Annotated in this window: 9 protein-coding genes; 2 read left to right on the top strand and 7 right to left on the bottom strand. The window is 61.1% G+C overall.

Features of this window, described 5'->3' with window-relative positions; all coding sequences use genetic code 11:
* Positions 1-28: 28 nt before the first annotated feature.
* From HB777_21995 to HB777_21965, 7 genes are all read right to left on the bottom strand, one after another.
* Positions 29-1,210, bottom strand: a complete 1,182-nt coding sequence (locus HB777_21995) for an ABC transporter permease (protein ID QND66323.1) — start codon at positions 1,208-1,210, stop codon at positions 29-31.
* Positions 1,207-2,205: an ABC transporter permease gene (locus HB777_21990; GenBank protein ID QND66322.1), complete on the bottom strand. Its 999-nt coding sequence runs from the start codon at positions 2,203-2,205 to the stop codon at positions 1,207-1,209. The genes HB777_21995 and HB777_21990 overlap by 4 nt, the downstream gene beginning before the upstream one ends.
* Positions 2,206-2,207: 2 nt before the next feature.
* Entirely contained in the window at positions 2,208-4,106 is a 1,899-nt protein-coding gene (locus HB777_21985) for an ABC transporter substrate-binding protein (GenBank protein ID QND66321.1), read from the bottom strand.
* On the bottom strand, positions 4,103-5,998 hold the full coding sequence (locus tag HB777_21980; GenBank protein QND66320.1) for an ABC transporter ATP-binding protein: 1,896 nt from the start codon (positions 5,996-5,998) through the stop codon (positions 4,103-4,105). Before HB777_21980 ends, HB777_21985 begins: the two co-directional genes overlap by 4 nt.
* A gap of 152 nt (positions 5,999-6,150) precedes the next feature.
* A complete protein-coding gene (locus HB777_21975; GenBank protein ID QND66319.1) occupies positions 6,151-7,491 on the bottom strand; it encodes an adenylate/guanylate cyclase domain-containing protein in 1,341 nt (446 codons plus the stop codon).
* 239 nt (positions 7,492-7,730) lie between these two features.
* Positions 7,731-9,074 (bottom strand): nucleotide sugar dehydrogenase, encoded by a 1,344-nt coding sequence (locus tag HB777_21970; GenBank protein ID QND66318.1) that lies wholly within the window; start codon positions 9,072-9,074, stop codon positions 7,731-7,733.
* A gap of 115 nt (positions 9,075-9,189) precedes the next feature.
* Complete coding sequence (locus tag HB777_21965) at positions 9,190-10,368, bottom strand: DUF3095 domain-containing protein (GenBank protein ID QND66317.1); 1,179 nt, start codon at positions 10,366-10,368, stop codon at positions 9,190-9,192.
* Between the two features lie 74 nt (positions 10,369-10,442).
* On the opposite strand from HB777_21965, the gene HB777_21960 reads away from it, so the two are divergent.
* Both HB777_21960 and HB777_21955 read left to right on the top strand, forming a co-directional pair.
* Positions 10,443-11,531, top strand: a complete 1,089-nt coding sequence (locus HB777_21960) for a glycosyltransferase family 4 protein (protein QND66316.1) — start codon at positions 10,443-10,445, stop codon at positions 11,529-11,531.
* Positions 11,528-12,286 (top strand): polysaccharide deacetylase, encoded by a 759-nt coding sequence (locus HB777_21955; protein ID QND66315.1) that lies wholly within the window; start codon positions 11,528-11,530, stop codon positions 12,284-12,286. Before HB777_21960 ends, HB777_21955 begins: the two co-directional genes overlap by 4 nt.
* Positions 12,287-12,305 lie beyond the last annotated feature (19 nt).

Below are 12,305 nucleotides of genomic sequence, written 5' to 3'. Positions count from 1 at the left end.
CGGCACGGGCGCGGCGGGAACAGCGATCTCACTTGTAGGGGTCAGCGGCGTCCCGCAAGCCGTCGCCGAGGAAGTTGAACGCCATGATGACGAGAATGACGGGGAGCATCGGCAAAAGCAGCCACGGATAGAACGCGATCACGCTGACGCTGCGCGCCTCGGTGAGCAGGATGCCCCAGCTGGTTATCGGCGCTCTCAGGCCCAGCCCGAGGAAGCTCAGCGCCGTCTCGCCCAGGATCATGCCGGGAATGGAGAGCGTCGCCGTCGCGATCAGATGCGACATGAAGCCGGGAATGAGATGCCGCCTGATGATGCGGCTGCTCCCGGCGCCCATCAACTGCGCGGCCAGAACGTAATCCTCCTCGCGCAAGGCCAGAAGCTTTGAACGCACGGCCCGCGCCAGTCCGGTCCAGTCGAGCAACCCGAGGATGACGGTGATGCCGAAATAGATCAGGATCGGACTCCAGGTTATCGGCATGATCGCCGCCAGGGCCAGCCATAGCGGGATGCTGGGAATCGATTGCAGAACTTCGATTATTCGTTGAACGATCAGGTCGAAGATACCACCGTGATAGCCGGCCAGTCCGCCGATGACGATGCCGAGCAGGAAGCTGAAACTGATGCCGACGAGGCCGATTGTCAGTGAAATGCGTGCGCCATAGATCATGCGCGAGAGCACGTCGCGCCCAAGCCTGTCGGTGCCGGCCAGAAAGAGCTGGCCGTTTTCGGCAGGGCAGACAAAATGCCTGTCACCTTCGATCAGGCCCCAGAACTGGTAACTGTCGCCCTTGCAGAAGAAACTGAGCCGCTGAACATCGTCCTGGTTCTCGATGTAGTTCCGCTTGAGCGTGTCCATATCCAGCGTCATCTGGCGGCCATAGACGAACGGCCCGACGAACTCGCCATTGTGGAACAGGTGCACCTGCTGCGGCGGCGAATAGATGTAGTCCATGTTGCGCGTGTGTAGATTGTAGGGCGCCAGGAACTCGGAGATCAGTATCCCGAAATACAGCACCGCCAGGAATATGCCGGATACAAGCGCAAGCCGGTGTTTCCGGAATTTCCACCACATCAGCCGCAACTGCGACGCCTGAAAGGCCTTCGACTGCTCCGGCGTCATCGCCTCGACCGACTGCAGGTCAAAAGGCGCGCTGGAAACGTAGTGTTGCAGTGGAGCACCCGGAGCGGGCAGCGGCGAATCCGTCTTCATTTGGTGCTGCCGCCCTGCAAACGAATTCGTGGATCAAGCAGCGCCAGCGCCAGGTCGGAAATCAGGACACCGATGACCGTCAGGAAGGCGAGGAACATCAGGAATGACCCTGCCAGATACATATCCTGGCTTTGCAGCGCCTTGATCAGCATCGGCCCGGTCGTTTCCAAAGACAGCACGATCGCCGTGATTTCGGCGCCGGAGATGATGGCCGGCAGGATGGAGCCAATGTCGGAAATGAAGAAATTGAGCGCCATGCGCAGCGGATATTTGACCAGCGCCTTGAAGGGATGGAGGCCTTTGGCGCGCGCGGTCACGACATACTGCTTGTGCAGCTCATCGAGCAGATTGGCGCGCAGCCGCCGGATCATGCTTGCCGTGCCCCCGGTGCCGATGATCAAGACCGGGATCCAGAGATGGGCGAGGATCGACTTCGCCTTGGCCCAGCTCATCGCCTCGCCGAGATATTGCTGGTCCATGAGATGGCCGATGGACGTGCCGAACCAGATGTTGGCGAAATACATCAGGATCAGCGCCAGCATGAAATTCGGAATGGCAAGGCCGAGAAGGCCGAAGAAAGTCAGGCCGTAGTCGCCCCAGCTGTATTGATGCGTAGCGGAGTACATGCCGATCGGAAAGGCGATGAGCCAGGTGAAGATGATCGTGACGAAGGAAACCAGCACGGTCAGCCACATTCGGTCCCCGACGACGTCGCGAACCGGCAGCTCATATTCGAAGGAATAGCCGAAATCGCCATGCAGCATCCCGCCGACCCAGTAGAAGTAGCGAATGACCGGCGGCTGGTCGAAACCGTATTCCTTGCGCATCATCTCGATGCGATCGGAATCCACCGCTTCGCCCTGGGCCCGAAGCTCGGCGACATAGCTGTCGAAATAGTCACCCGGTGGAAGTTCGATGATGGTGAACACCAGCGCCGATATAACCAGCAGCGTTGGAACCATCACGGCGATGCGCCAGACAAGATATCGAAGCACGCTCAGGAGCCTCCAAGCCAGAATGCATCCATCATGTAGACACCGAAATAGGCGGTCGGGTCGTAGCCGTAGAGCGCCTTGTCAGGCAGATTGCGCAGCCGTGAGGACACCAGAATCGGCTGATGCGTTCCGTTCACCGTGCCGATTGAAAACACCTGGTCGGTGTAGATCGACAGCATCGAATTCCAGATTTCGGCGCGCTCCGTGGTTTCGGTCGATCCGTTCCAGCGCTTGAGCAAAGCCATCAACTCGACCACTTCAGGAAGATCGGGCGCCTCACCCATCTTGCCATGGGACAGATAGTGAGCGCCCCAGAGCGGCCATTGCAGCTGGTCATCGATGGTGGGGGCCAGCTGGTACGGGTTCATGTCGGCGGTCGGCACGCCATTGTCGATGCCCGACCACATCGACATCATGATCTGGCCGCCAAGCGCGCGGCTGCGGAAGATGTCGCGCTGCGAAGTCCGGATGAACAGGGCGATGCCGATCTGGCGCCAGTGATCGGTGATGAGTTCGAGCGCGTCGGTTTCCAGCGTGCTTTCGCCGGCCGTTTCCACGATGATTTGTGCCGGGCGTCCATCGGGAAGCATCCGCAGGCCGTCATCGCCACGCGCCTGAAGCCCGGCTTGGTCGAGCAGGGCATTGGCCTGGTCGGGATCATGGGCTACCCAGGCTTTCGCGAATTCCGGCCGATAGAGCGGGCTCTCCGGCAAGACCGTATCGGCACTTTCCTGCGCCAATCCGTAGAACACGGCCATATTGATCTCGCGCCTGTCCACAGCGAGCGAAAGGGCGCGGCGCACGCGCACGTCACGCAAAAGGCCACGCCACACCGGGTCGGCACAATTCAGATTGGGCAGCAACGCCAGCCGCGAACCCTGTGTGCGTTTCCACAAATGCATCTTCACCGGGTAGCGCTTCTCCGCGTCCTTCAGGAAGGAGTAATCGCTGAAGTCAATTCCCATGCATTGCAGGTCGCTCTCGCCCGCACCGGTTTTGGCGGAGATGATCGCCGACGAGCTGACATTCATGATGATCCGGTCGACATAGGGCAGTTGCCGGCCATTCTCGTCTGTTCGATGAAAGAACGGGTTGCGCTCGAAGATGAACTGCTCGGCCGGCGGCTTTGTCCGGTTCTGCCAGGGATCGAGCGTCGGCAGATCCGGGTTCTCCGGGCGATACTGCCGCGACATGCGGATATGCAGGAGCGTCCATTTCTGCGCCCGGTTCTCCTTCATCAGGCCGGCGAGCCGGAATGGATCCTGGTATTTCTTGTGGAACTGCTTGAGATAGGCGGCCGGCAGAACGAGCGATAGCGGCGCAGCGGCAGCGAGCTTGGGCAGGAAGTCGGGATTGGGCGCATCCCAACTGTAGCGCACCGTCAACGGATCGATGATCTCGAAGCGTGGCGGCTTGCCATCCGCCATCAGGGCCGGAGCGAGCCCGCCTTGCGAAAGCTCATCGTTCAGCCAGACATCTTCCCAACAATAGCGAAAATCCTCCGGCGTCAGCAGGCTGCCGTCGGACCATTTATGCCCTTCCCGTATCTTGAACGTGAAGATGCGATCATCCGCGACGTCGAAACTTTCGAGAATGTCGGCCTGCAAGCTAAGCTTTTCGTCGTAGCCGACCAGGCGAGAATATCCGTAGATCGTCATCATCCGGATATCTTTCTGGCTGCCGATGATCGTACGCAGCGTGCCGCCATATTGGCCGGGCTGCCGGCCCATCGCGGCGAGATTCAATGCGCGCGGGCTCTTGGGCAGGCGCTCGGCGAGTGCCGGCAGCGCCCTGGCCGTCAGCTGCGGCCGAAGAAATTCCGGCTCCAGATCGCCAGCGCGCGACGTGCCCGGCAGGAGTGCCGAAGCCATCAGGCCAAGGACGGTGCGACGGCTGATCAATGACGTAACTCGCTGACATCGGCCGAACGTCGGGCCAGCACGAGGTGCCCGCCGCCAAGATCGAGCGGCGACAGCATATCCTCGTCGCCTTCTTCGCGGAATTGCGGTCCCCATGCGCTGGTGTCGGAAGCGCCGCCGAGCTTCAGCGTCTTGAAATCCATCGGCCGGTCGAGATCGGGGAAGGGTACCGCGGCGAGCAGTGAGCGCGTGTAGGGGTGGATCGGTTTCCTGAGCAGAATTTCGCGCGGCGCAAGCTCGACGATACGCCCGCCGCACATCACCGCGATGCGATCCGCCATGTAGTCCACCACCGCCAAATTGTGGGATATGAACAGGTAGGTCAGGCCCAGTTCCTTTTGCAGGTCCTTCAGAAGGTTCAGGATCTGCGCCTGGACAGAGACATCGAGCGCCGAAACCGGCTCGTCACAGATCAGGAGTTCAGGCCCCAGCGCCAACGCGCGCGCGATGCCGATACGCTGACGCTGCCCACCGGAGAAACTGTGCGGATAACGCTTGATGAAGCGCGGATCGAGCCCGATTGCCTGCATCAGACTCTTGACCGTGGCGAGCCGGGACGCGGCATTGCCACGCTGATGGATTTCCAGCGGCTCGCTCAAGATGTCCTCCACGGTCATGCGAGGTGAGAGCGACGATACCGGATCCTGGAAGACCATCTGGATTTTCGCGCGCAGCAACCGCAGGGCTTCTCCCTCGGCTGCCAGGACGTTGATCGGTCCTTCGCGGCCGTTGAAGACCACGGAGCCGCCGCTAGGGGTGACGGCCCGCATGAGGATCTTGCTGACGGTGGTTTTGCCGCAGCCGCTTTCCCCGACCAGACCCAGGCACTCACCCCGCCTGATGTCGAAGCTCACGCCGTCCACGGCGCGAACAGAGGTTTGATGGCTCCCGCCGAACCATCCGGACTTGCGGGTGGTGTAGACCTTTTTCAGATCCCTGACCGACAGCAGGACGTCGTCCGCCCCCTTCGATGCCGGCGCCGTCTGCTTGCCCAGCAGGTTCTCGACATTAACCGGCACCTCGCGGAGCGCCTTCAGCCTTTCGCCAGGCTTCAGGTCGAAATGCGGAACGGCTGCCATCAGACCCTTCAGGTAAGGGTGCCCTGGCCGGCGGAATATCGCCTCCACAGGTCCCGCTTCCATGATCTCGCCATGGTACATGACCACCACCTCGTCGGCGACATTGGCGACAACGCCGAGGTCGTGTGTGATCAGCAGCATCGCCATGTTCAGCTTGGTCTGAAGCCCGCGCAGCAATTGCAGGATTTGCGCCTGGATGGTGACGTCCAACGCCGTCGTCGGCTCGTCGGCGATCAACAGCGCGGGCCGGCAGATAAGCGCCATGGCGATCATGGCGCGTTGGCGCAATCCTCCCGAAAGTTCAAACGGATACATGTCATAGGCGCGCTTGGGATTGGGAAAGCCGACAAGGCCGAGCATTTCCTCGGTCCGCGCCTTGCGCTCCGCCCGAGCCATGGGCATGTGAATCTGCAGGGATTCGCTGACCTGGTTGCCGATCGTGTGCAGCGGCGACAGCGATGTCATCGGCTCCTGAAAGATCTTGCCGATGCGGCTGCCTCTCAACGCCCGGATTTCGGGCCCGTCACGCGGCATCTGCAGGATATCCTGCGTCGTGCCGGGCTTTTCAGGATCGGAAAACAGGATACGGCCGCGGACATGGGCTGTCCTCGGCAAAATGCCCATCACTGCCTGGCTGAGAACCGATTTCCCGGAACCGGACTCGCCCACAAGCGCGGTAACCTTGCCGGGCAGGACGCGAAGATTTGCACGCCTGACGGCATGCAACGGTCCCCCGACAATGGCAAAAGAGATGCCAAGATCCTCGATCCGCAGCAGATCAACGCCCGAATTCATTCTCACACCAGCCCCACTCTGGCAGTCTGCCGGGCGGCAGACCCAAAAAGCGAGACTAGCGCATTGCCAGCCCAGAGCAACTTGGATTCTAAACGAATTCCCCGGCGGAACCGCCGACCGGACTTACCAAGGCGTTCGGATAATCGTGGCGGTTACTGGAGCTTCCTCGGGTCGCCCGCCGACAGCCGCGAGGCATCGCGATGAAGCAGCATGAGCTGCTCGGCGTCCGATCTTCGGTCGTAGATCGGCTGCAGCGCACCGTCTTCCTCGAGTGCGAGAGCACCCGACAGATCGGGTGAAAGCACCGTCAGCTTCTGCTTGATGCCCACCAGTTCCTCCTCGCCGAGCGTCAGCCAGCTGTTGGCGCCGCAATAGCCGGCGAAGTCTTTGCTGGCGAGAACGCTGTGCGGATATTTCTTGGTCAGGGTCTGGAGGCGCTGGACCTCGTTTACAGCCGAGCCGAAGACAGAGAATGTGAGCCGGTCGGTAAGCCCGACATTGCCGAACATCACATTGCCGACATGCAGGCCGATACCAAATTTTATGTCGCCCAATCCCTGCTTCTTTCTGCGCTGATTGAGATCCATCATGCGCGCGCTGGCCTTGTGCGCTGCCGCAAGAGCAGCCTGGCAGGCGATCTCGGACTGCGAGCGGTGCCTTTCGCAGGGGTAGACGGCAATGAAGCCATCACCCAGGAAACTCATGATCTGCCCGCCTTTGCGATTGAAAGGTGCGGCAATGGCATCGAAAAACTGGTTCAGCGTATCGATATAGACTTCGCGGCCGGAGGTTTCGGCAAGTCTTGACGACCCGCGCATATCGCCCATGACCAGTGCGGCCCGGATCGTATCACCCTCGCCGCGCTTGATCTGGCCGTCGAGCACGCGCTTGCCGGCGTCGCCGCCGAGATAAGTGGTCATCATGTTGTCGGCGAGCTTGGTGAGTACCGCCATCTTGGTTGCGATAGCGAGATGGTTCTGGATGCGCAGCAGCGCCGAAATCATGCTGTCGCTGAAGCCTGCAGCACTGTCGGTGGACCAGGACCCCAACATGCCCTGACTGGTGTTGCCGTTGAAGGGATGGACGAAAGCCATGTAGTCGGTGACGCCCATAAGCTTGAGTTCATCGAAAACAGGAAACTCCGACGGCACCGACGTGTTGAACCGGCGCCGCAGATGGTCGAGCTTGTTGCTGAGCAGATGGTAGTATGGGCTGGTCAGGAATCTATCGGACTGCACGCCGCCCTCCTTGCGGAAGCCTTCCATTTCCATGCCCTGGCCGCGAAGCCAGGTGAAGCCAAGCGCGTCATAAAGCGGATGAAGCATCGAAAAGCTCAAATGCACCCGCTTCAGTGGCAGGCCGGCGGCAGCCAGCCGTTCACAAAAGCCCTTTACCAATGTTTCCAGGTCGTTGCCCGCCAGCGCCGATTGCGTCAGCCAATCGGCAACCTTATCCATAAGAATGGTGGAAATTTCTGCTTGCACTGTGCTCATACTATCTATCTCGAAACCCGTCGAAGACGAGCCATCTCCTTTGATCCGCCACACAATCGAAGTCAATGAAACCGGCTTCGGCGGCAAAAGCCGGCGAAGAATTTCCCGAATGACTGTCCTTGCAGGCAAGGAGCAGGCGTAAACTGCATCTATCACCTGCAGCATCATGTGGCGAGGCTGCCGGCGGAGTGCAATCCCGATCCTGACATCGGGCAAAGAATTCGCCGTCTCAGTCACCGTCAGGCCTTCACCACCGTCTCTCGGGCCAGCCCGAGGCGGCCAAAAACATTGCGTGTGTCGACGATCAGCGGCGCGTGATCAGCGATCGCCTGATAGTCGATCGCGTCGTGGTCGGTTGCCACGACGACAGCATCGAAATCCTTCAAGGCCGCCTCGGTCAATTCGACCGAGCGACGCCCCTTGATCGCCATATGCTCGCGTGTGGTCGGGATCTCTGTAACATGCGGATCGTGGAATTCCGCCTTGCCGCCCCACTCCTCGATGAGTTCGATGAGCCGCAATGAGGGGCTTTCGCGGATGTCGGGCACGTTCTTCTTATAGGCGAGCCCGATGATGAGAATGCGCGAGCGGCTGAGCGCCTTGCCGCAGCGCCGGTCCAGCGCCTTCGCCAGTTCATCGACCACATGACGCGGCATGGCCGTGTTGATCTCTGCCGCCAGCTCGATGAAGCGGGTCGGCAGTTCGTACTCGCGCGCCTTCCACGTCAGGTAGAAGGGATCGATCGGAACGCAGTGCCCCCCAAGTCCGGGGCCGGGATAGAAAGGCATGTAGCCGAAGGGCTTGCTCTTTGCCGCCTCGATCACCTCCCAGATGTCGATGCCCATCGCACCGAGCACGACCTTCAACTCGTTGACGAGGGCTATGTTGACCGAGCGGAAGATGTTCTCGGTCAGCTTGACCGCCTCGGCGGTCGCCGTGCTGGAAACCGGAACGACGGTCTTGACCACGCTTTGGTAGAAAGCCTTCACGAGCGTCGCCGCTTCAATGCCGTCGCCTGCCACGACCTTGGGGATCGTCGAGACCTCAAAGCTGCGGTTGCCGGGATCCTCGCGTTCGGGCGAGAAGCCGAGGAAGAAGTCTATCTTCGACTGCAAGCCGGTTTCTTCCAGTATCGGCTTGATCACGTCGTCGGTGGTGCCGGGATAGGTGGTCGATTCCAGCACGATCAGCTGGCCAAGGCGCAGATGCTTGGCGATCGTGCTTGCCGTGTTCCTGACAAAGGAGAGGTCCGGCTCGCGATGTTTCGTCAGCGGTGTCGGAACGCAGATGATGATGACATCGCAGACGGCCAGTTCGGCAAAATCCGCAGTGGCGCGGAACCGCCCGCTCGCCACATGGCCGGCAAGGGCTGTCGACGTCACTGCCTCAATGTAGGATTGGCCGTTGTTCAGGCTCTCGACCTTCCGCGCTTCGATGTCGAAGCCGGAAACCGGAAAGCCGGCGCGTGCGATCGCAACCGACAGCGGCAACCCGACATAGCCCAGTCCGATCACGCCGACTTGCGCGGCGCGCGTCGAAATCCGGTTCAGAAGACGGTCATATGTCGATCGTGAGGCGTCCAAAAATCTGCTTTCCCGTCAATTCGGACAGGCTATCCGCTCCCATGGCGAGGCTCACCGGGTGCCAACAACCATGGGCGAGGGCATATTGCGGAAAATCGATTTCCGCAAGCCGTCATCAGACCGGCGCCTTCGCCTTCAGGCTTGCGGCAGCCATCGCATAGCCGCCGGCGGCGCCATCGATGAAATGAACGTGATCGCGCTGTAGCGGCGAGATGACGAGGCATGTCATCAAGGCCGACTTCTGGCGGTGGAGGCCATACTTGCAGATGCCCGCCTCTTCCGCCTGCTTCAGCCGGTCCTCGATCCGGTGCAGCACATCCGCGTCGACGTCGATAGTCATCTTCAAGCCGTCGTCGAACTTCCGGAAATCCGAATTGCTGGCCACGTCGCGTTTGTAGATCTTCGGATCGAAGCCGCCGATCGTCCAGCCAAATCTATCGGTGACAGCCGTAAGCGTCATCAGGAACACGATCCACAGCTTCGACCGCCACCGCCATCCTGGCGGGGCCATGGCCCGAGCCTCGACATCGAGGCCGGCCGGCAGAAAACTGTAGTCCGGCCCGTTCACCGGCACCGGGTGGCCATCGCGCTCCTGCCTGCCGGCAAGGGCGATGATATCGGAAGCCAGAGATTGAAAGCCGCGCAAGTCGCGCGACGCCCCCGCTATGGCTATGACCGAGACGATTTCGCCATGCCGGGCTTCGATAGGGTTCCAGCGGCAGGAAAGGCCGGTCAGATCCGGCCGCGCGCCGGCCGGCGCAGGATCGATGCGGTAGCGCCCCGCTTTCATCTCAGCTTCCGCCCAACTGCCGCCACCGCCGGCGAACATGGCATAGAAGGCCGCTTCGGAGGCTTGGAACCTCGCCACGCGAACGTCGAGGCCATGCGCCCTTATGTCCTTTATCGGCACGATCGCGGCACGCAAGGTCAGGTCCAGTTCGTCCGCCACCCATCTCTGGACAGCCGCCAGCGCGTTGCGGGCGATCTCCAGCGCCGAGCCGGGAAACGCCACGAGCGCGCCGTCGCCGCCGAAGACAAAGGGAAAATCTTGCCGACCCAGCGCGTTGAGCAGCGCCGAAATAACGCTGGCGCCGGCCATGTTGACGGTTTTATAGCGCCCTGCCTCGATCGCCTTGGTCGAGCCGACGATGTCGGCGGTGGCCAGCGCCCAGCCATCGGGGAGGGGCCGATAGTTATCGATGTCGGCAACGCTTTCGAACTTTGCGAAGACCGGCAAAGAAGCGACAAACGGGTCGGGCGCGGCAGCTGTTTCCATGACCATCAGATAGCACATTCCACGGCTTGAAGGTGAAGTCGATCACGCTTGGAAATTGACTTGCGCAGGCTTTCCGATGATAGGGTCCGGCAATGCGAATTGCCTTCTATGCGCCGCTAAAGTCACCCAATCATCCCGTTGTCTCCGGCGATCGCCAGATGGCGCGGATGCTGGTCAGAGCGCTGGAGCATGGCGGGCATAGCGTCGAACTGGCATCTGAATTGCGCTTCTATCTACGCCAACCGGAGCCGAAAAGTTTCGATGCGCTCAAGATCGAGGCCCAAGAGGAAGCCGCGCGGCTGACAGAGCTTTGGCATCGTGACGGCAAGCCCGATCTCTGGTTCTCCTATCATCCCTATTACAAGGCGCCCGACCTGATCGGGCCCGAGCTGGCGTCGGCCTTTGGTGTCCCCTATGTGACAGCGGAAGCCTCCTATTCGAGGCGGCGCAACGTCGGTTTGTGGGCCGATAGCCAAGCGTTGGTGGTGCGAGCCATCGAACAGGCAGCGCTGAACATCTGCTTCACGCAAAGGGATCGCCAGGGACTGACGGACGCTGCTCCCGACGCAGCTTTCGGTATGCTTTCGCCCTTCATCGACACATCGGCATTCAAGGAAATGCCGGCACGAGGTTGTCCGACGCGCCTCGTTACCGTCGCCATGATGCGCCCGGGCGACAAAGTCGAAAGCTATCGCATGCTGGCGCAAGCGCTCGGTTCGATCTGCCATCTGCCCTGGACCATGTCGGTCGTCGGCGACGGGCCTGCCCATGACGAGGTCAAGGCGCAATTCGCCGGCTTGCCCGCCGACCGTATCGAATGGCTCGGCGCGATTGAGCCAGCCGCCGTGCCGGACGTCCTCTACACCGGCGGAATTTACGTCTGGCCGGGTTACGGCGAGGCCTATGGCGTTGCCTATCTTGAAGCACAGGCCGCCGGCCTTCCGGTGGTGGCTCAGGACATCGCCGGCGTGCCGGAGGTCGTGCGCGATGGCCAGACCGGGTTTCTCACCCCGCCGGGCGATGTGGCGGCGTTTGCTTCCGCCATTGAAAGGCTTCTGGCCCGTAACGACGAAAGAACCATAATGGCCGTGGAAGCCAGACGTTTCGTCCTCGACGAACGTTCCCTCGGTGGCGCAGCGGCGCGTCTGGCCGCACTTTTTGCGAAGATTCGAGTCTCATGACATCCGATCTCATCTGGCAGCCCTTGGTGGAAGAACTGGCGCGCCGCCAACGGGCGGGCCGCAAGGCAGAGTTCTGGCTGCGTGACGATGACGCCGTGGATCCGACGCCTGCGCTTGATCGGCTGCTCGACCTCACCGGTGAATTCGCGGTGCCGGTCACTCTGGCCGTCATTCCGGCCCGTACCGACGGGAAGCTTGTCGCACGGCTTGACGAGGCGCCGCATGCCACGGTCGCCATCCATGGCTGGGCGCACCGAAATCATGCGCCCGAGGACCAGAAAAAGCAGGAGCTCGGCGCGCATCGGCCACGCGAGGCCGTGCTCGATGATCTGGCTCGCGGGCTGTCGCACGTAACCGGCCTGCATGGCGCACGTGCCGTTCCTATGCTGGTGCCACCCTGGAACAGGATCGACGCCGGCTTGGTATCCGACCTTGGATCGATAGGATTTGCGGCATTGTCGGTCTATGGGCCGCCGAAGCCGGCGTCCCTGGCGGTCATCAACAGCAATGTCGACATCATGGATTGGCACGGCACGCGCGGTTGCCGCGATCATGGCCTGTTGGTTCAGGCTATCATCGCGCATTTGCAGCACGCATTCGACGGGGGCGAGCCGGTCGGCCTGCTCACCCACCATCTCGTACATGATGAATCGGCCTGGCTTTTCCTCGAACGGCTGTTCACAGTCACCGCACAGATTGAAGCCTGCGCATGGCTTCCGATCAGGACATTCATTGATCGTGCGCAGCGCCGCTAGAGCAATTCCAGGAAGCACG

Source organism: Mesorhizobium loti (assembly GCA_014189435.1).
In the GTDB taxonomy this organism is placed as follows: domain Bacteria; phylum Pseudomonadota; class Alphaproteobacteria; order Rhizobiales; family Rhizobiaceae; genus Mesorhizobium; species Mesorhizobium loti_G.
The sequence above is the reverse complement of the archived record's forward strand: the minus strand, read 5'-3'. Positions and strand labels throughout refer to the sequence as shown.